At 46.3% G+C, this 23,636-nt stretch carries 19 protein-coding genes; 11 read left to right on the top strand and 8 right to left on the bottom strand.

The window, feature by feature from the left end:
• Positions 1-385: 385 nt before the first annotated feature.
• From U0033_RS00505 to U0033_RS00490, 4 genes are all read right to left on the bottom strand, one after another.
• Positions 386-1,387, bottom strand: a complete 1,002-nt coding sequence (locus tag U0033_RS00505) for a FecR family protein (protein WP_072357262.1) — start codon at positions 1,385-1,387, stop codon at positions 386-388.
• A 155-nt stretch (positions 1,388-1,542) separates the two neighbouring features.
• Positions 1,543-2,121, bottom strand: a complete 579-nt coding sequence (locus U0033_RS00500) for an RNA polymerase sigma-70 factor (protein ID WP_072357261.1) — start codon at positions 2,119-2,121, stop codon at positions 1,543-1,545.
• A 51-nt stretch (positions 2,122-2,172) separates the two neighbouring features.
• Positions 2,173-3,438 (bottom strand): exosortase N, encoded by a 1,266-nt coding sequence (xrtN, locus tag U0033_RS00495; RefSeq protein ID WP_072357260.1) that lies wholly within the window; start codon positions 3,436-3,438, stop codon positions 2,173-2,175.
• On the bottom strand, positions 3,435-5,918 hold the full coding sequence (locus U0033_RS00490) for an XrtN system VIT domain-containing protein (RefSeq protein WP_177318536.1): 2,484 nt from the start codon (positions 5,916-5,918) through the stop codon (positions 3,435-3,437). The genes xrtN and U0033_RS00490 overlap by 4 nt, the downstream gene beginning before the upstream one ends.
• Positions 5,919-6,183: 265 nt before the next feature.
• On the opposite strand from U0033_RS00490, the gene U0033_RS00485 reads away from it, so the two are divergent.
• From U0033_RS00485 to egtD, 6 genes are all read left to right on the top strand, one after another.
• Entirely contained in the window at positions 6,184-6,465 is a 282-nt protein-coding gene (locus tag U0033_RS00485; protein WP_072357258.1) for a DUF427 domain-containing protein, read from the top strand.
• A 32-nt stretch (positions 6,466-6,497) separates the two neighbouring features.
• Complete coding sequence (locus U0033_RS00480; RefSeq protein ID WP_072357257.1) at positions 6,498-7,877, top strand: mercuric reductase; 1,380 nt, start codon at positions 6,498-6,500, stop codon at positions 7,875-7,877.
• An 89-nt stretch (positions 7,878-7,966) separates the two neighbouring features.
• Positions 7,967-8,866, top strand: coding sequence for an ABC transporter ATP-binding protein (locus U0033_RS00475; RefSeq protein WP_072357256.1), 900 nt, complete (start codon positions 7,967-7,969; stop codon positions 8,864-8,866).
• Positions 8,853-10,400: an ABC transporter permease/substrate-binding protein gene (locus U0033_RS00470; protein WP_072357255.1), complete on the top strand. Its 1,548-nt coding sequence runs from the start codon at positions 8,853-8,855 to the stop codon at positions 10,398-10,400. The genes U0033_RS00475 and U0033_RS00470 overlap by 14 nt, the downstream gene beginning before the upstream one ends.
• On the top strand, positions 10,391-11,539 hold the full coding sequence (gene egtB, locus U0033_RS00465) for an ergothioneine biosynthesis protein EgtB (protein WP_072357254.1): 1,149 nt from the start codon (positions 10,391-10,393) through the stop codon (positions 11,537-11,539). The genes U0033_RS00470 and egtB overlap by 10 nt, the downstream gene beginning before the upstream one ends.
• A gap of 27 nt (positions 11,540-11,566) precedes the next feature.
• A complete protein-coding gene (egtD, locus tag U0033_RS00460; protein ID WP_083571342.1) occupies positions 11,567-12,559 on the top strand; it encodes an L-histidine N(alpha)-methyltransferase in 993 nt (330 codons plus the stop codon).
• Between the two features lie 41 nt (positions 12,560-12,600).
• On the opposite strand, the gene U0033_RS00455 is transcribed toward egtD, so the two are convergent.
• Positions 12,601-13,785, bottom strand: a complete 1,185-nt coding sequence (locus U0033_RS00455) for an aminotransferase class V-fold PLP-dependent enzyme (RefSeq protein ID WP_072357253.1) — start codon at positions 13,783-13,785, stop codon at positions 12,601-12,603.
• 9 nt (positions 13,786-13,794) lie between these two features.
• On the bottom strand, positions 13,795-14,268 hold the full coding sequence (locus tag U0033_RS00450) for a DinB family protein (protein WP_072357501.1): 474 nt from the start codon (positions 14,266-14,268) through the stop codon (positions 13,795-13,797).
• A 306-nt stretch (positions 14,269-14,574) separates the two neighbouring features.
• On the opposite strand from U0033_RS00450, the gene U0033_RS00445 reads away from it, so the two are divergent.
• Complete coding sequence (locus U0033_RS00445) at positions 14,575-15,126, top strand: TetR/AcrR family transcriptional regulator (protein ID WP_072357252.1); 552 nt, start codon at positions 14,575-14,577, stop codon at positions 15,124-15,126.
• Positions 15,123-16,355: a beta-ketoacyl-ACP synthase II gene (fabF, locus tag U0033_RS00440; RefSeq protein WP_072357251.1), complete on the top strand. Its 1,233-nt coding sequence runs from the start codon at positions 15,123-15,125 to the stop codon at positions 16,353-16,355. Before U0033_RS00445 ends, fabF begins: the two co-directional genes overlap by 4 nt.
• 5 nt (positions 16,356-16,360) lie before the next feature.
• On the opposite strand, the gene U0033_RS00435 is transcribed toward fabF, so the two are convergent.
• Positions 16,361-16,600, bottom strand: coding sequence for a DUF3820 family protein (locus U0033_RS00435; RefSeq protein WP_072357250.1), 240 nt, complete (start codon positions 16,598-16,600; stop codon positions 16,361-16,363).
• A 413-nt stretch (positions 16,601-17,013) separates the two neighbouring features.
• Here U0033_RS00435 and U0033_RS00430 point away from each other — a divergent pair, with 413 nt between their 5' ends.
• Together U0033_RS00430 and U0033_RS00425 are read left to right on the top strand one after the other, a co-directional pair.
• On the top strand, positions 17,014-18,288 hold the full coding sequence (locus tag U0033_RS00430; RefSeq protein ID WP_245801710.1) for a sensor histidine kinase: 1,275 nt from the start codon (positions 17,014-17,016) through the stop codon (positions 18,286-18,288).
• A 5-nt stretch (positions 18,289-18,293) separates the two neighbouring features.
• A complete protein-coding gene (locus U0033_RS00425; RefSeq protein ID WP_072357249.1) occupies positions 18,294-18,704 on the top strand; it encodes a response regulator in 411 nt (136 codons plus the stop codon).
• 94 nt (positions 18,705-18,798) lie between these two features.
• Here U0033_RS00425 and U0033_RS00420 read toward each other — a convergent pair whose 3' ends face one another.
• Positions 18,799-20,025 carry a hypothetical protein gene (locus U0033_RS00420; protein WP_072357248.1) on the bottom strand — a complete coding sequence of 409 codons (1,227 nt, stop codon included), beginning with the start codon at positions 20,023-20,025 and terminating at the stop codon, positions 18,799-18,801.
• A gap of 95 nt (positions 20,026-20,120) precedes the next feature.
• On the opposite strand from U0033_RS00420, the gene U0033_RS00415 reads away from it, so the two are divergent.
• Positions 20,121-23,570, top strand: coding sequence for a T9SS type B sorting domain-containing protein (locus tag U0033_RS00415; protein ID WP_072357247.1), 3,450 nt, complete (start codon positions 20,121-20,123; stop codon positions 23,568-23,570).
• Positions 23,571-23,636: the final 66 nt, after the last annotated feature.

Genomic DNA, 23,636 nt, shown 5'->3' with positions numbered 1-23,636 from the left:
GGCGGTAAAATCCTTCCTGCATAAGGAGTAAAAGCCGGTAATGTAGCAGCATTGCTGGCTTTTTTTATGCGGTAGATGGCAGTTGTAGCGCACCGGGATCCGGGTAGCATGGATAACTTAATGCATTATCCTGCTTCGGACGGGTACGATGTTTTGATGCAACAGGAGCCTATAGCAGTAGGTGCCTGTTTGCTGAGATGAAATATGCGGGTGATTCCTGTGCGCGCGCAGGTGATCCTTCCCTACATACTCCTCCCTGTTCACCCGGAAAGTTGTTTGGTGATCATAACGTGTCAATTGTATCAGTGATAATTATCCGGGTATATCATGCTCTCCGGCTCTTTCATTGTGCGCTGTTCTAAAACTTCTTCTTTAAGCTAAACTCTTACTTACATCCTTTGCCCCGTATCAGAATTCTTGTTCCTATTATTTCATAAGTAGCCCCTATCGTCTGGCATACCACATCCAGCCTGGTATACAGATCATGCTGTGTGAGTGCGCCGGTAAAAGGGCAATTGTACAGACTGTCATTTTCAACGACAATCTCCACCCCGTAATAATTACCCAGTGCATTGACAACTGTGCGCAGTGCATCATCGCTGAACTGCATGGCCGGCATCTCGGCCACCGGTACTACCGGTTCTGGCTTCTCCACCAGGGTCGTCTGGAAGGAGTTTTCTTTCTGGCGGTATAGTACCCTTTGATTGGGCGTAAGGATCACCCCTCCTGCGATGTGTTTTTCAGGGGTAGCGGTTTGTTCATACACCTCCACCTTGCCGCTACGCACGGATACTTCCACCTGCCCTGTGGCGGGGGCTGGCTGTATCGTAAAACTGGTTCCCAGTACGTGCGTAACGAGGCGGTTGCTGTATACATAAAAAGGGCGGTTGGCATCCTTTCCTACGTCGAAAAATGCTTTTCCCTTCAGGTATACTTCTCTCTTTGTGGTGTGAAAGTGATGCGGATATTTCATTGCCGCACCGGGATATAGGTTGACAGTCGTACCATCTTCCAGTCGTACCTGTTGATTAGCTTTGCTGTCATTCCTGATCTCTTTATATTCTTTGGTGTTGCCTGCGGCAGCATAGTATGGATCGCTGTCTGCCCGGGTAAATAATATCCCCGCGAGGATGATACCGGAGATGGCAGCGGCGATACCCGCGGCCCAGCGCCATTTGATCATGTTTGATCTTTTAGGCTGTGTACCCGCGCTGATCTTTTGCCAAAGGCGATCTTCTGTTGCCTGCCATTCATAGTCCTGCATCGACACGAGCAGTTCGTCATCGCCGATCAGTTCATACCAGTGGTCTATCAGGGTCATTTCCTCCGGAGTACATTTGTTCTCCGCGTAACGTTTCAGGAAAAGACGGAATTCGGTTCGGTTCATGAATAGCAGTTATAATATTAAAGTCCGCTCAGCAATGAAAACCCCTAAAAGTTTTTAAAAAAAAATTTGGAAGGGGCAAAAAAAAGGCTTCCACTTTCGGTAGAAGCCTTTTTGGGTGCGCTATTCCGCCATTAGCGGAGAAATGCAGCAAATAATTATTTAAGTAATGTTATGATCAAAGGTACACCCACTACCATATAATCCTTCAAACTCACCCTCAACAATTTCAAACTCTGTGTTATATGATACTCCACCGCCTTCTCTGTCAAATTCATATGCCTGGCGATCTCTCTTACTGAACACTTCTCAAAACGACTCATGGTAAATACCTCCCTCGTCTTCGCCGGCAACTGTGTCAACGCTTGCTGTATTGCAGCATGCAGATCATTGATCATGATCGTTGCTTCCGTAGATTCGTCCGTGGTATTGCCCGCCAGCTGCTTTTGGCCGGCCTGCCTTACCATCAGTGACTCCACGTAATTGATCACCTTATATTTTACAGCTATAAATAAATAGTTTTCCAGGTTGTCAATTTGTAATGTGGCCCTCTTCTCCCACAAACTCACAAAGATATTTTGTACGATCTCCTCCGCAGCTTCTTTACTCTTTAATTTGTAACAGGCGGTGGTGAATAGTTTCTTCCAATAACGCTGGTATAGTTCCCGGAATGCATGTTCGTCAGAAGCCTGCAATAGCCGGAGCAAGAGATCATCAGTCAGCAAATGCAAATTCATACGTGGCGATAATATTCATAGTAAGGTAAGTAATTTTTTAAAAAACAAATCTTAATTATTAAGTGTCCTGATTACCTTTCTCAGGGTCGCCTCGTCCTTTGCCGTTACATTTACCAAAGAATATTGTTGTCCATTCTTCATTGCGTCCCAGCGCCAGGCCAACTGGCTAATATATTGATGCTGCCCGTTCGCATACCACCATGCTGTATGCAAAATCGAATCACCATTCACCAATTCCGCGCTATACAACGCCTGTCCATTCCAGACTTGTTCACGCACTTTTTCAAAGGTATAACCACTCCCCTTCCAGCAGAGCATAGGATGATGTTCCGAATGATAATAAGAAGGAATATACTTCACATACACCAGGGCTTCCTTATTATATAATTGCGTCACATTATCCGGTAAATGCTTCACAGCATAACCTTTAGCTTTTAAGGGTAAGGCATGCGCTACCACCTGCCGGGGCCGCAGATTGATATAGCACGCACAACTCATACAGACCAGTAGTATCCCATTTCTCAACAATAAAGGACCAGTCGGCACGATCCGGTAGATCCTCTTTTCCATCACACGTTCCTTTCCTACGCGCCTTATTACATAATGACATAATAATCCAAAAGGCAATAATACATACACGACCAGAGACAACAATCCCATCACCTCATGCATCACCGTGCCAGGCATGATCACAAATTGCACCAGGCAAACGATCCTTATCAGGTTACCCACCACATTCAATCCAAACGCCACACACAATAAGGCAATGGTCATTCCTCCCGATAGATACAATCTATACTTTTTCTGTAAGCCCCCTATTATTATCAATCCACACAACATCGCCGTCACCGTCATCTGCAAACCCATACATGCCGGATCTACAGAAAAATTCTGCCCCTTACAACTAATGACATTCCCTTCTACTTTGGCCCCCATGATCATATTCCCTGCAATGGACGTGAGCTGTAAACGAATGGGAAATGTAAACAGGTCCGCCCACCACTCAAAGATCGGTGACATACAGATCAGCACCAGCATAGGCAGCAAATTCATTCTGCCTACATATACTTCCAGGCAAAAGGCCATTGCACAAATCAGACTTAAATAAAAGAAAGTATGTACCGGTACCAACAAAAACAGTACAAAGGCCGAAAGTGACATATAAAAATACCGGCGGCTCCCTTTCCTTGCTGCATCAAATGCTGTTGTGAAAGGCAGGGCTGCCAGCCCCAGGAGGAAGCCGGCAGACTGCCAGTCAAAGAAGTGCTGCAGGCCTGCGAAAAAGAGGACGAGGTATATAGGTATAAGGATCCTCATATCGCTGCAGCACGTTTCTTTTTAAACCAAAGCATACAAACTAAGCCAATCAGGATCAGCGCCCATACATGCGGTTCCGGTACGGCACCTTTGCCATGTATGGCTGCATTCTTCAGACTATTGATGTCATCATGGATATTGAAACGGTCATAATCTTTTTGTGTTTCCAGTACAATCAGGCTGGAAACAGGCGTCACGATGTAAGACTCCTTTGCCGCCGCAATCAACGAAGTATCTGAAACTTTCTGCGGCCCCATTTTTTGCATAATATGGTTGTAAGCAAACAACCGCATCAGGTGATCAGGCGCATTGCTCCGACCCTCATTTTCTTCCTTATTGATCGTTATACCGGCGGGTTCAATCACTACCCGGTGATCGTTCTCAATATCAGCAGGAAATTGTTTTAATGACATGAATTTGCCTAACTCATTTACATCTCCTTCTGCATACCGGAACAAGCGGTATTCCTTCAATGTTCGCATATAAGGAGAGAGTTCGCCACCCAGGTTAAACAATAATAACTTACCTGGAGTTCCGAAAGAATGCTGCAACTCTTTATAAAAGGTACTTTCAGACAGATCATCCAGGTTAGGAGACATTACATTCCCTTTCGTGATCACCAACGCTGTTTCACGGTCAGCTACTTTATATACAGGGAATAAACTGTAGCGGTCTTTTTGCAGGTTCTCAAACAATTCATCGGTAGCAGGCTGCCAACCGTTTTCCGCATATACCTTCATTGGAATACGCAGGTTTTTAATCGCCTTGAATTCCGCCAAGGTCCATGACTGGTTAATATCGAGATAAATAGTTTTCACAAAGGCGCCCCCCATTTCAGGTTTATATGGCATCACAAAATATGATTGCCCGTTTGCACTAAACAAATTGCTGTGCACACCCGGATCAAGACAGCTGATCTGCCAGTCCGCATCATAAGGCCCTACACTGGAAAATGTATTTTGCGTCCTGGTGAACAATCCAGGTAATTCCACCTCCACCGGGTTTTCCAGGAAATTAATATGAACGTCCTCCCTTGCATTCGCGGCATCCGGTCCCTGGAACCAGATGTTCTGATACACAAGTCGCGTTCCTTCCTGTAACAATGGTGCTGTAATCCCGATTTTGAACTGCCTGCTTTCCTGTCCTGAAACAGGGAACACCCGAACAGTCACCGTATTCCCTTCCTGCCAGTGTACCACACCAGGGTCACGCGCTTCCCTGCCCACCACTGTTTTATACGCCTCTGTGGCTTTCTCCTTTGTTGTCAGCACGCCTTTTTCTTCCCGGCCATTGATCCAGAGAGATAATGAAGTTACCACCCCTCCTTCCGGCAAATGAAATCTGTAAATAGCCTCCTCGCTATTCCAGCTCCCTGCATTGGGCGCATCACTATATACATTGAGTGTCTTTTCTGTATAAGCCATGTGTAAGGATGGCCAGATATCCGCATTGGTATGCACCTGGATGGTAGACAACTGATCCCCGCTCCATAAGCGTTCCTGTGTTTCCTGCCTGGAATCAAACATTGCGCTGAGTATTTTGGCGGCTTCTGTTTCAGGTACGTAAGAGATCCCTGTCATAGAAGCGATCATGATCAAAGGGTCGTGCAATTGCCTTGCATCGAAGAACGTGCTCTGACGGGGCCTATCAAAAATTCCATCAATAAGGTCCATGTCAGCAATATCTGACACCTGGTATACCAGCTTTGCCTTCAGTACTCTTTCCACCATCGCATTTGCTGTCGTTTTACGGGCCACATTTTCCCAGCCTGGCAGCTCTTCATTATCCGGCATGAGATACGCCCGGTTGATGGAGGAAACAGCATTACACCATAGCCCAATATAAAAGGCAATCACCACTACTACAAACCCGATACCGCCCAGGTAAGCATACAATTGCTTTTTCCTGAACCATACATACTTTGAAGCCAGGTTAATATTATAAATCAAACATAAAAGAGGAATAAAAACATGCAGGCCAATCCCGAAAAATAAGCCACCAATGGCACCAAACAGGTAACCAGGCAACAAACAAAAAACCAGGTATAAAAAACAACAGCTTGCAATACCCAGTATAAAAGCCATGATCATCCTCACCACAGGCGGAAATACCTCCTTAAAACCATACGCAATATGATTGATACAACACAATGCCAGCATGAACGCCCACCAGCCTGCCGAAGCAGAAAAGATCCCCACGCTCTTATTCAACAAAAAACAACTGATCAGGCAAAGCGTCGTATAAATGGCAAAAGTATTCCTGCCCTTTCTCCCCCTTTTAAAATTCCCGGATGCCCAGAGGAAGACAAAATATAACTGGAGAAATACATAATTAGTCAGGAACAGGCCAAAAAAATCAGTTTGTTCAACATGAAACAATTCAGGAACAAAATAAAATCCGAGGGAAACAAGTATCCCGATCAGGCCCACCCAAAGGGGCGCGTTCCGGAACATCATTTGGAAATACTGCTTGTTTGTCATAAAATAAAGTACTTTGTATTTCAAAGTTAATAGGGCTAAAAAAATCGGCCAGCGCCAATTTACCTTCAAAGCTTTCACTTTGAAGTACAAAGTAAAGGAAATAGTTTGAACCAGGCAAGTCATTTCTCAATTATTTTTCTTACCTTCTATGTCCATTTTTAATTTCAGATAAGGAAGTCATTCAATCGCGCAGACCTTGATACAAGAATAATCCCACTGGTATAAAATTTGTCCACGAATTCATAACACCTTAAACGACAACTCGATGAAAGCAATCTGGCAAAAGGAAGTAATAGCAGAAAGCGAAAAAACGGTGGTAGTCGAACACAATCATTACTTTCCCCCGGAAGCAGTAAAACAGGAAATGCTCAGTCCAAGTAAGACCCATACCATTTGTCCATGGAAAGGAGAAGCCTCCTATTATGATATAACGGTGGATGGAAAAGTAAACAAAGACGCAGCCTGGTACTATCCTGATCCGAAAGATGCTGCGAACAATATAAAAGGTTACATCGCCTTCTGGAAAGGTGTCGAGGTGCTACGGTAACCTAATTGATCCTACTTACTAAAAACCCGGGAATGCAAAAATTCGATGCGATCATCATTGGTGCTGGTCAGGGCGGTGTACCCCTGGCAAAAAAACTGGCAAAAGCAGGCTGGAAAACAGCTATCATAGAAAAACGATGGATTGGCGGTACCTGCATCAACGATGGATGCACTCCCACAAAAGCAATGATTGCCTGTGCCGAAGTAGCCTATACGGTGGCCAATAGCAGGCAATGGGGGATTACAGTGCCCGCTTACCAGGTTGATTTTGAAAAGATCGTGGCCAGGAAAAATGAGATTGTCAGTTCCTTCCGGGACGGCGCTACCAAAGGACTGGAAAAAACGGATGGGCTTAGCATCTTCTATGGCACTGCCAGTTTCAGCGGCCCAAAAACCATAGATATTAAGCTCCGTACCGGCAACACAGAAACCATTAGCGCCGGCCAGGTATTCATCAATACAGGGGCATCCCCTAAGATCCCGGATTTACCCGGCCTTGCGCAGGTACCCTATCTTACCAATACGACCGTTCTCGATCTCCAGGTACTTCCCTCCCACCTCATCGTTTTAGGTGGTAGCTACATTGGCCTGGAATTCGGCCAGCTATTCCGCCGCCTCGGTACGCAGGTCACCATTATTGAACGCTCAAATTTGCTGAAGAGAGAAGACGATGATGTATCTGCCGCCATGAAAAAAATCATGGAAGGAGCTGGTATTACCGTACATACCGGTGCCACTGTCAAACAGGTTGAAGCCCACGGCGATGTGGTCAGAGTAGTGCTCAATACCCATGGAGAAAGTAAAACCATTACCGGCTCTCACCTGCTCCTTGCCTCCGGCCGCGTAGCACAGACAAAGGAATTGCATGTAGAAAATGCAGGCATTACCCTCGACGAAAAAGGTTTCATCCCGGTGAATGATCAACTGGAAACTTCCGTAGCTGGCATCTATGCCCTTGGAGATGTAAAAGGCGGTCCTGCATTCACACATATCTCTTACAACGATCACCTCATCCTGCTCAAAAACCTGCTGCACAAAGAGCAGGCAACAACCAGCGGCAGACCCGTTCCCTATTGTGTATTCACTGACCCGCAACTAGGCCGTATCGGACTAACGGAAAAGGATGCACGCGAAAAAGGATTGGAGATACAGGTGGCTTGCCTGGATATGACAAAAGTAGCACGCGCCATTGAAACAGGACACACCGATGGTTTCATGAAAGCCGTGGTAGAAAAAGGCAGTGGCAAAATTCTCGGTGCTGCTATTCTTGGTCATAACGGCGGTGAGATCATGAGCGTTTTACAAATTGCCATGATGGCCGGTATGACCGCACAGCAACTCAGAGAAATGATCTTTGCACATCCGCTGTACACGGAATCGTTGAACAATCTTTTCATGACCATTACTGATTGATTGTACTTATTACGGAACCATTTGTACAATTCACGGATTCTCCCGCATAAAGTTTTTCCTATCAACAATATGAGTAATTTACTCCCCATATGATCAAACTGGAAAATGTGAGCAAGTCATTCCTCAACGGGAAGCCCGCCGTTTCTGCTGTTTCATTCCAGGTGAATGCAGGAGAAACACTCATACTACTGGGCACCAGTGGAAGTGGCAAGACAACGACGCTCAGGATGATCAACCGACTTTTATTACCCGATAGTGGTCACATCTATGTAAATGGTGATGCCGTAGAAACACAGCGACTGGAATCACTGCGCAGAAGCATCGGTTATGTACTTCAGTACCACGGTCTTTTTCCGCACTACACCGTTGCTGAAAACATAGGTGTAGTTCCGGGTCTGCTGAAATGGGATCCAGGCCGGATCAAAGCCAGGGTTTCCTCCCTCATGGAAAAACTTCACCTCCCGGTATCGGATTACCTCCATGCCTATCCCCAACAACTCAGCGGCGGACAACAGCAACGTGTAGGACTGGCCCGCGCACTGGCCGCAGATCCTCCCGTACTGCTCATGGATGAACCCTTTGGTGCACTGGACCCCGTGACCCGCACCAGTGTAAGAAAAGAATTTCGCGCACTCGACGAGATCCAACATAAGACGATCATCATGGTCACCCATGATGTGCAGGAAGCCTTCGAACTGGGCACCCGCATTTGTCTCATGGACAAAGGCAAAGTACAGCAAACCGGCACTCCCGCCGAACTCCTATTTTCACCTGCTAATGACTTTGTCAGGTCTTTTTTTGATGAACACCGCTTTGTACTGGAACTGAAAGCGCTCACGATTGCCGGTCTCCGGCCATGGTTAGCAAATCTCAATGGCGATGATACCCTCACCGTATGGGATGCCATCGCCGCCGGCATGCCGCGCAATATACTGCTGGATGCCGTAGACCAGTACAGGCAATCTAAACAAATGCATGGAACCAGCTAACAGCTTCATTGATTTTCTTCAGCAGGAATCCGGCAAGATCCTGGAACAAACCCTGCAACATATCGGCCTTACCTTTATCTCGTTATTAATTGCCGTAGTGATTGGTGTGCCCCTGGGTATCGCCATCTCCCGCAAACCGAAAATGGCAGGTGCAGTGCTTGGCTTCGCAGGCATACTGCAAACCATCCCCAGTATCGCGCTATTAGGCGTAATGATTCCCTTGCTGGGTATCGGTCCTGCGCCAGCGATTGTTGCCCTGTTTTTATATGCACTGCTGCCAATTGTACGTAATACCTATACCGGCATCACACAGGTTGATCCGGCAATTACAGAGGCGGCAACAGGTATTGGTATGAGTCCACACCAGCTGCTTTTCAAAATACAGTTACCGCTGGCCATGCCGGTATTACTCGCAGGGGTGCGCACGGCCACCGTGATCAATGTAGGCGTGGCTACCCTCGCGGCATACATTGCTGCCGGTGGCTTAGGTGAATTCATCTTCGGCGGCATTGCCCTCAACAATACGAACATGATCTTAGCAGGAGCTATTCCTGCGGCCTTGCTCGCTATCCTATTCGACTGGGGATTGTCGCGCATCAGGTTCCGGAAGATATTCCTGATGCCTTTGTTCATTCTCGTATTGTCTTCCTTCTACTTGCTCCCTGATTTCTACGGCTCCAGGTTACTCGCAGGATTTACGCCTGAATTCATGGGCCGGAATGATGGCGATATCGGTTTAAAAAAGATCTATGGTTTAAAGATCCGTACCGTGGTGATCAGTGATATGATCATGTACAAAGCCGCTTACGATAAAAAAATAGACGTGATCAGTGGCAGCAGTACCGATGGCCGCGTAAAGGCCTATGACCTCCAGGTATTGCAGGATGATAAACACATCTTTCCGCCTTATTACGCCGCCCCTATCGTGCGCCAGGATGTACTGGATAAATATCCGGAACTGGCACCTGCACTCAATAAACTGTCTGGTACAATTAATGATAGTATCATGACAGCATTGAATTACCGGGTAGATATCTTAAAACAGTCCCCGGCTGTTGTTGCTAAGGAGTTTCTCGACGCCCACCATTTGCTGCAATCACCCGGAGCGGGTGCAAAAGGTACGATCCGTATCGGTGCCAAGATCTTTGGTGATGGCTACATCCTCGCCAATATGTACAAATTACTGGTCGAAGGTTACACCGATCTGCAGGTAGAAACAAAAACCGGTCTGGGAGGTACTAAGATCTGCTTTGAAGCACTGACGAATGCACAGATTGACCTCTACCCCGAATATACCGGTACCGGTCTGCTTGTGATATTGCAGGCAGCACCAGCTACCCTCGATTCCCTCGGGGGCAATGCAGATAAAGTATACGACTATGTAGCCGGTGCTTTTCAACAACGTTATCATATAAAATGGCTGACACCCGTAGGATTCAATAATACATACGCACTCATGATGCGGAGACAACAGGCCAGTGCCTTACAAATAAAGACTATCAGCGACCTGACAAAATACTTACAATGGAATTAAAGCAAGCTTTTGACATCGTGCGCCAAAGATCTGTGAGCATATGCGCGCCATTACAAACAGAGGACTATGTTGTACAACCTGTGGTAGATGTGAGTCCGCCCAAGTGGCACCTGGGCCATACGACCTGGTTCTTTGAAACATTTGTATTGCAACCTAACCTGAAGGATTATAAGGTCTTTAATCCTGATTATAATTTCGTGTTCAATAGTTATTATGAATCCGTAGGTGCAAGAGTGATCCGTACAGACCGGGGCAACCTGAGCAGACCGGGGGTAACGGATGTATACAAATACAGATCCTATGTAGACGAGCAAATGACTCAATTGTTAGAACAGGAAATTTCTAATGAACTACATACCCTCATCACTCTCGGATTAAACCACGAAGAACAACACCAGGAATTACTGATCACCGATATCAAATACATCCTTGGTCATAATCCCCTCTTCCCCGCTTACCAGGAAGACTACTGTTTCAAAGAAAGAAACATCACGGCTGCTGAGTTTATAAAAATGCCTGCCGGGATCTACGAAATAGGTCATACAGGAAACGGGTTTTGTTTTGACAACGAACTGAACCGGCACAAGGTGTACCTGGAGGAATATAGCATCAGCAATGCACTTGTGACAAATAAAGAATACCTGGAATTCATGCAGGCCGGCGGATACACGGACTTCCGCCACTGGCATGCTGAAGGCTGGGATTGGGTAAAAACAAACCAGGTAAAATCACCGCTGTACTGGCACGAAGTAGATGGTCAGTGGATGAATTACACCCTGAAAGGTTTGCAACTCATAGCCCCCAATCAGCCACTTGCCCATATCAGTTATTACGAAGCCACTGCATATGCATCCTGGAAAGGATTACGCCTCCCTACAGAAAATGAATGGGAAGCTGCGGCAGCGCAACTGGCGTGGGGAGAAAGATGGGAATGGACAGAAAGTGCCTACCTCCCTTATCCCGGTTTTGTAAAAGCACCCGGTGCGATCGGAGAATATAACGGAAAGTTCATGGTGAGCCAGATGGTGCTGAGGGGCGGTTCTGTAGCCACTCCGCCGGGGCATAGCCGCATTACCTACAGGAATTTTTTCCATCCTCCACTGAGATGGCAATATACTGGCATCAGATTAGCTAAATAATTCTTATTCAACAATTAAGTTTACATTATGGCTACCACCTCTGTAATGAATGCTTTCACTGTATTGACCCCGAAACAGGAACAATTACCAGCTTTCCATCATGATGTATTGCAGGGATTGCATGCAAAGGACAAATACCTCGACGCAAAGTATTTTTATGATGATAACGGAGACCGGATCTTTCAGCGCATTATGGCTTGTCCGGAATACTATCCGACGAATTGTGAGATGGAGATCATGCGGGAACAATCAGCGCAGATCAGCGCACTGATCGCTTCGCTCACAGATACTTTCGATGTAGTGGAACTGGGCGCAGGTGATGCCACCAAGTCCGTACATCTCTTACAGGAATTACTACAGGTAGATCACTCTTTCACTTACTACCCCATTGACATCAGTGCAAATGTGATCAGTCAACTGGAGCAGCACTTACCAGAACGCCTGCCCGCGCTGCAGGTACATGGCCTGCATGGTGAATATTTCGAGATGCTGCGCATGCTACAGACCTTGTCTGCAAGGCCCAAAGTAGTACTGTGTATGGGTGGCAATATCGGGAATTTCACGCCTGCAGAAACCCGTAAGTTCTGCCGCCAGTTGCGCAATTATTTACAGCCTGGCGATATGTTGCTGACAGGCTTTGACCTGAAGAAGCATCCCCAGATTATTTTGAATGCATATAACGATGCGGGAGGGATTACGAAGGAGTTTAACCTGAACCTGCTCACGAGGATTAACCGGGAGATGGAAGCGGATTTTGATCTGACGAAGTTTGATCATTATGCCACCTATGATCCGGGTACAGGGGCTTGCAAGAGTTACCTGGTAAGCCTGGAGGATCAGCAGGTAAAGGTATTAAATGAGGTGATTGAGTTTAAGCTGCATGAAACGATTTACATGGAGATTTCGCAGAAGTATAGTGTGGACGAATCGGAGAAACTGGCAATACAGGCGGGATTTGAGCCGATAGCGCATTTCAGGGATAAGAAGGGATGGTTTGTAGATAGTTTATGGCAAGCCTGATTTAAAAGTGCTGTTGCTTACGCAACAGCACTTTTAAATTTTTAAGGATTCGCAAATAATGATTCCAGCGCATCCAGCAATAGATCAATCTCTTCTTCTGTATTAAAATAATGCGGCGCAATACGCAGTGCCCAGTTCACTCCTTTCGATTTCAGATCAATCAGCGCACTTGCAGTCACGCTCACGGCTGTATTAATATGCCGTTCTCTCAGTGAAGTCAGCAACCACTGCGGATCACTCACCGGCGCAGTCAGGGTAATAATACTGGCCAGTGCTGTTCCTTTATCCAGCAATGTCACACCCGGCAATGCCTGTAATCGCGGCCGCAGCAGGCTACCTAAATACCTATTACGATCTGCTATATTCTGCAAACCGATTTCATTCGCATAATGGATCGCTGCATAACTGCCGGATAATAACGCATAATTCTGCTCCCAGTCCTGGAATCGTTTTGCATCAGGTGCTGTCACGAAGGTATCATCATCCGTCCAGGTAGCGGCATACATATCCAGGAATAAAGGATACCAGGGTTTGTGCAGGATCCTGTCAGATACATACAGCAGGCCAGCTCCCCTTGGTCCGCGCAGGAATTTCCGCATCGTACCACAGAGAAAATCACAGCCTATTGCTTCCACATCCAGCGGCAGCTGTCCGACAGACTGACATGCATCTACAAGATATGGGATCTCCAGTTCGCGGCATACTTTCCCTATCGCAGCAACGGGCTGGATCAACCCGGTATTGGATGGTACATGTGTAAGCGATACAAGCCGGGGATGCTTTTCTTTAATCAGGGAAGTCATGTGATCTACATCCACACCGCCTTCGGGGAGGCTATGTGCACGGATCAGCGCTATGCCAAAACGCTCTTCCAGGGAGAGGAACTGCAACTGGTTGCTCGCATAATCCTCATTGGCAATGATCACCACATCTCCTTTTTTAAAAGGAATGCACGACAATGCCCTGGCAAAACTATTGGTCGCACTGCTGGTAAATGCTATATTCTTTGCCGGGGCATTCAGTAGTTTCCCGGCAGCCATATAAAAACGGTTGAGGGAAGTTGCATTGGCGGCGGCTGTTTCATAACCTCCACAATTAGCTTCTTCAGTCAGGTAATCCTGCATCGCGTGCAGCACCGGGTAAGGCGGTAAGGATGCGCCTGAATTGTTGAAATGTATTTTTGTCTGGCAGCCAGGTGTATCTGCCCTCAGCTTAGCAATGTCCATGGTATTTAATTATTTCCACGCCCCGAGCATCCGTCTTACAGCCACGATCTCGCCGGTATGGTAGCTGGTATGATCCGCAATTAAAAGGGCTTCACGGAAGAGGTGCTGACCATCACCATGGGTAAAAGGCTCGTAGAGATCTACTCCGGGTCGCTTTAGCAATTTAATGAATTCCGCGCAATCCCTTTTGATATGGGCAATGCTTTCCTTCCAGGCATCGTCGTCTTTCGGCACGGGATCGTTTGGCCAGTAACCGGCCGGCCAGGGGGGTGACTGATGCCCCGGGTTCCTCGAAAATTCCAGGATATCCCACTGCGCAATGCGGATATGTTCCACCAGTTGCCAGATGCTGTATGGCATATTGTCCGGTACTACTCCCCGCAGGTTCTCAGGTATCCCCTTTACGGCATCTTCGAATGATATATGGGCATGACTGCCGGTGAGGAGTTCTTGTAATGATTGAATGACTTCTTTTTCTGCCATGATTTCATTTTTTAAGGTATGGCCCAATTAGGGTGCCAATGATCTGATTATGACATTAAAACAATAACAAAGCAATACCCCGAATCCAGTGGCAACATTACATCAACAGTTCACTTAAAGATCACGATAAGTACACTTGTATATCCAATGGATATTGAGGTGTACTTATCGTGATCTTTAAGTGAACCGATAATGTAGGGTTGCACTAAAATCTTGTGTATCGTCTAACCGATTCAAAAAGGGTTATCTTCACCATATTAACCGGAGCCACTTGTTTACTTACTAGTAAGTAAGTATATTTGCAGGATGCAGGATACGAAAGACAAAATTGTTGGCCTGGCCGATCAGCTGATCAAAACAAAAGGGTTTAACGCCTTTAGTTACAAGGAGATATCCGATCCGCTGGCCATCAAAAACGCCGCTGTTCATTATTATTTTCCCAGTAAGGCCGATTTGGGCATGGCAGTACTGCAGCAGGAATTCGACTCCCTGAATATTGGTATAGCCAATTGGGAAAACTTAACGGAGGACCAGCAGCTGCGGCAGCTTATTGCCTCTTTTGAAAAAAAATGTAGCGGCCATATGGCCTGTATTATGGGCTCCCTCTCCCCGGATTACAATACCCTGCCTGCCAATATGCAGGAACGCCTGCAACAGTTCAGTGCCGCTGTGATCGAATGGGTGACACGCTGCCTGGATAAAGGCCGCGAAAAGGGCATTTTTAGCTTCAAAGGAGCTCCGGAAGACCGTGCTTTGATGATTGTATCAAATCTGCTCGCTTCCCTCCTCCTGAGTCGCGTAATGGGCGAAAGCGCTTTTGAAAAAATCAGTAAACAACTATTAGACGATATTTTATGAAAAGAGTAGTCATCACCGGTTTAGGCGCGATTACGCCTATCGGCAATAAAGTCAGCACCTTCTGGCAAAACCTGCTTGCAGGCAAAAGTGGGGCTGCGACTATCACAAAATTCGACGCCAGCAAATTCCGGACACAGTTCGCCTGCGAGATCAAAGATTATGATCCTGCGCAGTACCTGGATAAAAACGATCTTAGAAAAACGGATCCCTTTACCCAATATGCACTCATTGCTGCCCAGCAGGCGGTAGATGATGCCGGGATCAATTTTGCCGGCATGAACCCATTTGATACAGGAGTGATCTGGGGCTCCGGTCAGGGCGGGATGCTCACCTTCGAAGAGCAGGTAAAAGAATATACACTGGGTAATTATCAACCCCGTTTCAATCCTTTCTTTGTACCAAAACTGATCGCAAATATGGCCTCCGGTATGATCTCTATCCGTTTTGGCCTGATGGGCATTAACTATACCACCGTATCTGCCTGTTCTACTTCCAATACTGCTATCATGGATGCACTGAATTACATCCGCTGGGGTAAGGCGAAAGTGATTATCACGGGTGGTTCCGAGGCACCCATTACGGAAGCATCCGTAGGGGGATTCTGTGCCATGAAGGCCATGTCGCAGCGCAACAATGATCCGGCTACTGCCAGCAGACCTTTTGATATCGGCAGGGATGGTTTTGTTATGGGCGAAGGTGCGGGTGCATTGATCCTGGAAGAATACGAACATGCTGTAGCCAGGGGGGCACATATCTATGCGGAAGTAGCAGGCGCTGCCATGACTGCAGATGCCTATCACATGACCGCGACCCACCCTGAAGGCCTGGGAGCCTGCGAAGCAATGAAACGTGCACTGGAAGATGGCGGGTTACACCCTTCTGAAGTAGATTATTTAAATGCACATGCCACCAGTACCCCGGTGGGTGATCTGAGCGAAATAGCAGCTATTACAAAACTGTTAGGACCATCCGTAGCCATCAGCGCAACCAAATCTATGACCGGTCACTTACTGGGAGCCGCAGGCGCAATAGAGGCAATCGCTTCTGTTTTAACCATTAAACATGGTATGATTCCGCCAACCATTAATACGCAGGAATTAGATCCCGCCCTGCCGGCGGATTTAAATATCGTATTGGGAACTGCGGTGGAGAAAAAAGTAAAGGTAGCAATGAGCAATACCTTTGGTTTTGGGGGCCACAACGGCATTGTGGTGTTTAAAGCGATATAAATTTATCAGCCTTTGAGAGGTCCGCCTCTCAAAGGCTTCAACAGGTCCATTAACCCATTTAACCTAATTTCATACATCGTACTTAGCAACATCCCCAATTTCCCCTTTGGCCATCCCTCCCGGTTAAACCATTCCAGGTAAGACACTGGCAAATCGCACAGCAGCACATCTTTATACTTCCCAAATGGCATTCTCATCGTCACCAATTGTTTAAAAATCTCCGGGTCTGGTCCTGCTATTTCCATCTTCAATTTTTTTGCAAATATATTTTTTTAGATTTCTAAATCCGTTTTTTCTGCATTTGCGTATATACCATCATTATTAGAAAATATCTATATCTGTCAACCAGATATATATGAATAAAGGGACTTTGACAAGCAATTGCTGAAAGCAGGCTGACAAAACATTAAGGGACAATTTAACGAATTCATTGCCAATTTATTATCTGGAAATAGTCGTGTGAAACTTACTTGCATTGTCTATACCTATTGCAACAGCTTTGTACAAAAAGGCACATTTCATTTTGCATTTTTGTGAACTTTTTGAATTAAACATCCCCCCAGAAGAGTGGTTATGAGAATAGCCGGTTGCAGATATCTTAGTCTGTAACCGGTTTTACCTTTTTCAGGCCACTATTCTGCAACAAAACCAAGGGGCCATGGAGAACGAGATCAGACAGCGCCACGCCGAACTTTACGACCTGTTGCTGCGATATATTAAGACGGACCAAGCTGAACTGGATTATCTGGATGAAGATGGTCCGGGTATGGAATTATTATCGAAGAGCATACAGGTATTAGGCAAGCGGCTACAGGACGCAGAGCGAAAACTCGCAGCTACAGAAAAATTACTAAAGACATCACAGGATACATATGCCAGTTTGCTCGGAGAGATCCAGGATTATGCGATCATTACCCTCGACCTCGATGGCAATATCGTAAACTGGAACAAGGGTGCTGAACGTATTAAAGGATATACTGCGAAGGAAATTGTAGGTAAAAACTTCAGGGTCTTTTACACCCCTGCTGCCAGAGCTGATAAATTACCGGAGAAACTGCTGGCTGCTGCCATCCGCGATGGTCGTGTACAGCACGAGGATTATCGCGTACGCAAAGACGGCACCTTACTATGGAGTAGTGTTACCATCACGGCCCTGCACAATAACGAAGGTGAACTGACCGGGTTTATCAAAATCACCCGTGACCTCAGCGAGAAAAAACTGATGGAAGACCAGACCCTGTTGTATCTCCGCAAACTGGAGATGGAAAACAAGGAACTGGAGCAATTCACTTATATTGCCTCTCACGATTTGCAGGAACCATTGCGTTCTATCAGTACACTGGTAGAACTGGTGGCCAAAGAATATGCGGGTAAACTGGATGACACCGCGGACAGCTATCTCCGCTTCATCCGCCAGTCAAGTAACCGTATGAGTGACCTGATCAAGGCCCTGCTGGATTACTCCCGTATCGGCAAGGTAAAGGTGAAGGAAGCAGTGGATTGTAACCAGGTCGTCCTGAATGCAGTAGACGACCTGCGTACCGCCATTCACGAGAGCAAAGCACAGGTTGTGCTGGAAAACTTACCAATCGTACAGGCCTACCCGGTAGAGCTGAAATTATTGTTTCAAAACCTGCTGAGCAATGCAATTAAGTTCAGGCAGAAACATGTACCTCCAGTGGTCCGTATTACCTGTGTAAAGAAGGAGCATGAATATGAATTCACCTTTGCAGACAATGGAATCGGCATCGCACCACGTTACCAGGAAAAAGTATTTGAGATCTTCCAACGCCTGCACAATCAATTGCAATACGAAGGTACAGGCATCGGACTGGCTCATTGTAAAAAAATAGTCACCCTGCATGGAGGCCGTATCTGGCTTAGTTCCATACCAGGTGAAGGCAGTCAGTTTTATTTCACCATCTCAGCATAAACCTCATGAATAAAAAACTACACTCCATTCTTTTAGTTGAAGACGATGAAGCCACCAATTTCATCAGCCAAATGGTTATTAAAAGAATGGATTGTGCAGACCACGTAAAGGTAGCATGGAACGGAGCCGAAGCGCTTGACTACCTGAAAGACTGTAAAAATACCCCTGAAGGCCAACCAGACCTCATCCTGCTGGACATCAATATGCCGGCCCTGAATGGATGGGAATTCCTGGAAGAATACAATAAACTGGGCGATCAGGAAAAAGGACAGGTGGTCGTAGTGATGCTCACTACATCCATGAATCCGGATGATCACAAACGGGCGATCTGTCATCCTGATGTATCAGGGTTTAGAAACAAACCGCTGACAAAGGGCCTGATGGAAGATATATTGGATGCTTATTTCAACAGGTAATTTTACAGTTCAGCAATTTTCTTGCCCTGGAAAAATAAATAGCTATTTCAGTATAAAAAATTTCCCGGGTATCATTTTTTCAATGCAGGAAGGTTTACAACCAGCCCTTCTCCTGCCAGGATGATATTACATCCGGCACAACCCCGCATTCACCTAATATCCGTTCAAACTCCTCCATGTCAGACTCCCAGTCTATGGCATACGCTGCAAAATCATCACTTACCGGCAATCGTCCGTAGAGCTTATTCGTAGTAAGCAACCAGGCCACTTTGCGCAGCATGGCAGCCGCTATCTCCCATTTCTCTTCCCGCTCTATGATCTGCATAAACTGTTTAAAAGGACGCTCGAATTTCTCCATCCGGATATTCATGTAAGGATGATCCAGTTCTGTCGATAAAAAGATCAGATCAAATATATCTTCATCCTGGTGACGACGTGAAATTTCGGTGGTAAATGCCTGCGAGCGCGGAGAAAGAGATGGAATGTATTCAGCTATTTCATGGTAGTTGATTTCTAAGAGGGATAGCGGTGTTTCGATGCGGGAAGCTACCAGTGTATCGATGATCGCTTCAGCGAGTTTTTCGGCCACTTCTTCCTCCAGTGCCTGGATATTTACAGCATCATCTGGTCTCACCCAGGTCAGCCGCTCATTGCCGGTTTCGCACACAGCCCTGATCTCGTCGAGCTGGCCATCGGGTCTGTAGCTGTAGTGCTGACTGTAATGAAATTCTCCGTGACCGGGCGCCATACCCAGTCCATCGGCGGTGACGATGCGGTCTTCTTCCCAATGATATTTTTCTATTGATATAAACAGGGAATATTGATCGCCCAGCATATCCGCAATGATCTCGTCTGCAGTATCTCCATCAAAATTATTGGCGCTGCCCCGGGTATTGAGAAGTAGCGATTGCCACCCAACCTTTCTTCCTTCTTTGTAAAGAATTCGTTTGATACAGGAAGGTATTTGAGTATGTTCTGTGATACAAAATTCAACATATTCAACCAGGTCATCACTGTAAGAATAATAGGCTTCCCAGTTAATATTGTTTACTACGTGGCGGAATGCAGTATAAACGGGTTTTCCATCGGCACCAAATCCATAAAAATGATAGTCGTTGATCTCTCTGGCACGTGCTTCAGGGAATACTTTCCCATCAGGCAGCATAAATGCTTGATTTCCATAGTCTTTCAGATCGTATCTGAATCCCGGCACATATTTCTCTGTCAGGATCTTCTTTTTAAATTCGGGCAGAAGCGATAGCTCATTAAATGCATGCTTCCATCTGGTTAGTAACTCTTGCTTCAGTTTTTCAAGGTCCATCAGCCGGCATTTTGAATAAAAATAATATATATTAATTGACATAGCAAGGGGAATTTCTATTTATCTTTATCGATCATAACCACGACTAAGAACCTATGCCTAAGAAAAACCTGCAAAGGTACCTGCTATCCTGTATCTGCCTGTTTTATGCCATATCTTTAAGAGCACAATATCCAGTGCCACAGGTAGTTGGGCAACCTTCTGTCACAGCCAGATGGCTCTCTATCAACCCCCGGTCATGCGGAACAGATATGATGATGAACACCTGGCGGCAGAGCAATGCTTTCAGACAAAAAGAAAAAAAGACGAACCATGCTATCCTGATGAATACAAACAGGTTAGCGGCCGCAGATTATACCCTGCCGGTGGTTTTTCATATCATTAACGAGGATCCTACCACCATTACGGACCTGGATGTAACGAATGCACTTGCAGCATTGAACGATGCCTATGGCAAGACCGGGGCATTTGCCGGGGCAAGAGCCGATACCCGTATACAATTTTGCCTTGCCAAAACAGATCCGGACGGCGGCGCAACCACTGGCATCCTGCGTACGAAATCTTATCTGGCTGACTTTGACGCGGATATGGAAGGAGACGCACTCACCGCCCTGGGTAAATGGGATGGCAACCGCTATATTAATATCTGGGTGGTGTCCGGTATCAAATCAGAATTCCTGCAAACCTTTGAATGTGGCGCCTGGACCCGTCTGCACATGGCCGGCTATGCCAGTGCCGGTGGCGATGTAGTAGTATCAGGATTAGGCGTGGACCTCGTAGCACACGAAATGGGGCACTATCTGAGCCTCATTCACACCTTTGCCAACCAGGATTGTAAAAATGATGATTGTACCACGGATGGAGATATGGTGTGCGATACACCGCCTGACCAATCTATCAATGGTGGATTCCCCTGTAGTAGCCCGGAGAACTCCTGTAGCACAGATACCTTGTCCGGCTTTAGTACAGATGTTCCTGACCTGCCGGATAACTTTATGGACTACGGCGGCGGTACGGGTTGCGTCATGTCTTTTACAGATGGACAGGCACAACGTATGCGCGATTTTATTGGCAGTAGTCTGACAGGCATGATTGGCAGTACTCTGTGTAATCCACCCTGCGCCACTGTTGCCGTTGCAGCTTTTACAAAAAATGTAGATTATCCGTTGATAGGGAGTACCGTGAATTTCACGAATACCTCTACTGGGGCTACAAGTTATGAATGGCTGGTGGACAATGTAGTGGTGAGTACTGCGGCAGCATTTAGTTTGCCGGTAACTGAAAAGAAAAACTATGTAGTGAAATTACGTGCCTACGATGCATCCGGTTGTTATAGCAGCATGCAGGATGTATTGCAGGTAAACTGTGGCGTCACTGCGCGCTTCTATCCAGATAAGCGGAAGATCGCTTCCAAGGTGGGTGTAGAGCTGGATAGTGTGTTGTTTACAAACCGTTCTATCAATGCTACCGCCTATTCATGGAGAATAAAACTCGGTGCAACCGAAACAGAAGTAGCCACCACTACTGATTTAACGTATGTATTTCAGACACCGGGTAACTACCAGGTAAGATTGATTGCTACGGATGGCACCTGTACTGATACAACAAATTATGTGACCATTGTAGTTGATGATCCGACTGCCGATGGACACGTGTACCTGAATTCAGTGGAGTGCTACAACCAGACACAGTTACGCGTTTCCCTGTACTTTTACAATTTTGGTTATCAAACAATTCCCAAAGGAACAACGGTCACTTTGTACAACGGTAAGCATGATTCTATCGGGGTATACTTACTGCCCTATGACCTGAAGGGAAAATGCGCTTCTTATTTAGAAACATTTATCCTCAATGCATACAGCGATACCCTGGTTGCGAAGTTCGTTACCAATACGGCTACGATGACGAACTACCGCTTCAGGATACAGCTCACCCCTGCGGATATTGCAATGACACCCGCACAGACGATCAACCTGACGCCTGCAGTGGTAAGTGGTGGTACAATCAATAATGTGACATGGACGCCAACAACTTACCTGACTTGCGGTACCTGTGTCACCACAGCCTTTACAGCGCCTTATCGTCAGGATACGGTGTTTCAGCAAAATGTAAAAGTGAGCAACGCGAACAATTGCTTTGATTCCACCTTCACTACCATTCATATTGCACCCGTGGATGATTATACAGCTAATGTACTGAGCACAGAATGCGCGCGTAACGATAGCATGTATGTGACTTTTGAAATCTGTAACGGCTATACAGCAGGTAATATTCCGCAGCATTTGAACCTGAGTTTCTACGATGCAAATGGCGTGATGATCGGGAATAATTACACGATTGCTGCGTATAGTTCTTCCGCCTGTGAGAGCTATCATGTAACTTTAAAAGGCGCGTCTCCTTTCAGCATCAAAGTGAATACCGGTACATGGCCGGAAACGGATACAAGTAACAACATTACTGCGGCCACTTATACTTTACCAACGGGGAGTATACTGCCGGCAGATACCACAGTGCTGCGCGGTGCTTCCTATACATTGAATACCGCTGTGAATAATTTTACAGCGACGACTTATGCATGGCGAACAGAAGCTGGAAATACAATGATTGCTCCTACAACAGCGACACCAACGATCACCGTGAAAGACAGTGCAGGCATCTATGCGGTGATGACAAATGCATATGGTTGTAAGCTGGCAGTATCCGCTATTGTAAGACTAATACCTCCGGATCTGACCATGACTATTTCGGAAGTGAAATGTTATGATAACACGCATACGCTGGTGACGTTTGAGATCTGTACGGCTAATGGCTATGACAGTATTCCAAAAGACCTGACTGTATCTTTCTATGATGACGGGGTATTACTGAAACCTTTGTTTTACAATGATTCCGCGAAAGCGGGTACCTGTCATACCTTTCAGCAGGTGATTCCTACGCCGGTGAGTGGCACTGTCTCTGCAGTGGTGAATGCTACCCGGCGACTGAAAGAAACTGATTATACCAATAACAATGATGACGCTTCTACCGATCCGTTCGCAGTTGCATTCGAACCACGTGTACTGGAAGTGGGCCGCTTTGAGGATATACAATTAACGCCACTGCTGACAGCTGGCGAATTACCCACTTCTTTTACCTGGACACCTGCAGAGGGATTAAGTTGCAGCAACTGCCTCTATCCTACCGTTCATGCAGTTTCTGCGGTGGTCTACATGCTGACTATAAAGAATGAGTATTTCTGTACAGACACGGCTTCTGTGTATGTACATACTTCCGTGAAAGACCAGTTTGCGATGCCGAATGCATTCAGTCCGAACGGCGATGGGGTGAACGATGTATTTTATATCATTGGTGCTAAAGATATTATCTCCATTGACGACTTCCTGATCTTTGACAGGTGGGGCAATAAGGTGTTTGAAAAACATCGCGGCGTGCCGAATGACAAGTCCTTTGGATGGGATGGTGCAAATGCAAAAGCGGGTGCCTACATATACTATATCAAGGCGGGAAATGCACAGATAAAGGGAACGGTTCTATTGGTCAGATAGCACCGTTCATCCGGTTTTTGCCGTCATAGTAAAGTATGTATTACCTTTGTAATATTATAAATAATC

Source organism: Chitinophaga sancti (assembly GCF_034424315.1).
In the GTDB taxonomy this organism is placed as follows: domain Bacteria; phylum Bacteroidota; class Bacteroidia; order Chitinophagales; family Chitinophagaceae; genus Chitinophaga; species Chitinophaga sancti.
The sequence above is the reverse complement of the archived record's forward strand: the minus strand, read 5'-3'. Positions and strand labels throughout refer to the sequence as shown.

Coding starts and splice junctions, on each gene's coding strand:
- U0033_RS00505 (WP_072357262.1), bottom strand. CDS start 1,387: ATGAACCGAACCGAATTCCGTCTTTTCCTGAAACGTTACGCGGAGAAC.
- U0033_RS00500 (WP_072357261.1), bottom strand. CDS start 2,121: ATGAATTTGCATTTGCTGACTGATGATCTCTTGCTCCGGCTATTGCAG.
- xrtN (WP_072357260.1), bottom strand. CDS start 3,438: ATGAGGATCCTTATACCTATATACCTCGTCCTCTTTTTCGCAGGCCTG.
- U0033_RS00490 (WP_177318536.1), bottom strand. CDS start 5,918: ATGACAAACAAGCAGTATTTCCAAATGATGTTCCGGAACGCGCCCCTT.
- U0033_RS00485 (WP_072357258.1), top strand. CDS start 6,184: ATGAAAGCAATCTGGCAAAAGGAAGTAATAGCAGAAAGCGAAAAAACG.
- U0033_RS00480 (WP_072357257.1), top strand. CDS start 6,498: ATGCAAAAATTCGATGCGATCATCATTGGTGCTGGTCAGGGCGGTGTA.
- U0033_RS00475 (WP_072357256.1), top strand. CDS start 7,967: ATGATCAAACTGGAAAATGTGAGCAAGTCATTCCTCAACGGGAAGCCC.
- U0033_RS00470 (WP_072357255.1), top strand. CDS start 8,853: ATGGAACCAGCTAACAGCTTCATTGATTTTCTTCAGCAGGAATCCGGC.
- egtB (WP_072357254.1), top strand. CDS start 10,391: ATGGAATTAAAGCAAGCTTTTGACATCGTGCGCCAAAGATCTGTGAGC.
- egtD (WP_083571342.1), top strand. CDS start 11,567: ATGGCTACCACCTCTGTAATGAATGCTTTCACTGTATTGACCCCGAAA.
- U0033_RS00455 (WP_072357253.1), bottom strand. CDS start 13,785: ATGGACATTGCTAAGCTGAGGGCAGATACACCTGGCTGCCAGACAAAA.
- U0033_RS00450 (WP_072357501.1), bottom strand. CDS start 14,268: ATGGCAGAAAAAGAAGTCATTCAATCATTACAAGAACTCCTCACCGGC.
- U0033_RS00445 (WP_072357252.1), top strand. CDS start 14,575: ATGCAGGATACGAAAGACAAAATTGTTGGCCTGGCCGATCAGCTGATC.
- fabF (WP_072357251.1), top strand. CDS start 15,123: ATGAAAAGAGTAGTCATCACCGGTTTAGGCGCGATTACGCCTATCGGC.
- U0033_RS00435 (WP_072357250.1), bottom strand. CDS start 16,600: ATGGAAATAGCAGGACCAGACCCGGAGATTTTTAAACAATTGGTGACG.
- U0033_RS00430 (WP_245801710.1), top strand. CDS start 17,014: ATGGAGAACGAGATCAGACAGCGCCACGCCGAACTTTACGACCTGTTG.
- U0033_RS00425 (WP_072357249.1), top strand. CDS start 18,294: ATGAATAAAAAACTACACTCCATTCTTTTAGTTGAAGACGATGAAGCC.
- U0033_RS00420 (WP_072357248.1), bottom strand. CDS start 20,025: ATGGACCTTGAAAAACTGAAGCAAGAGTTACTAACCAGATGGAAGCAT.
- U0033_RS00415 (WP_072357247.1), top strand. CDS start 20,121: ATGCCTAAGAAAAACCTGCAAAGGTACCTGCTATCCTGTATCTGCCTG.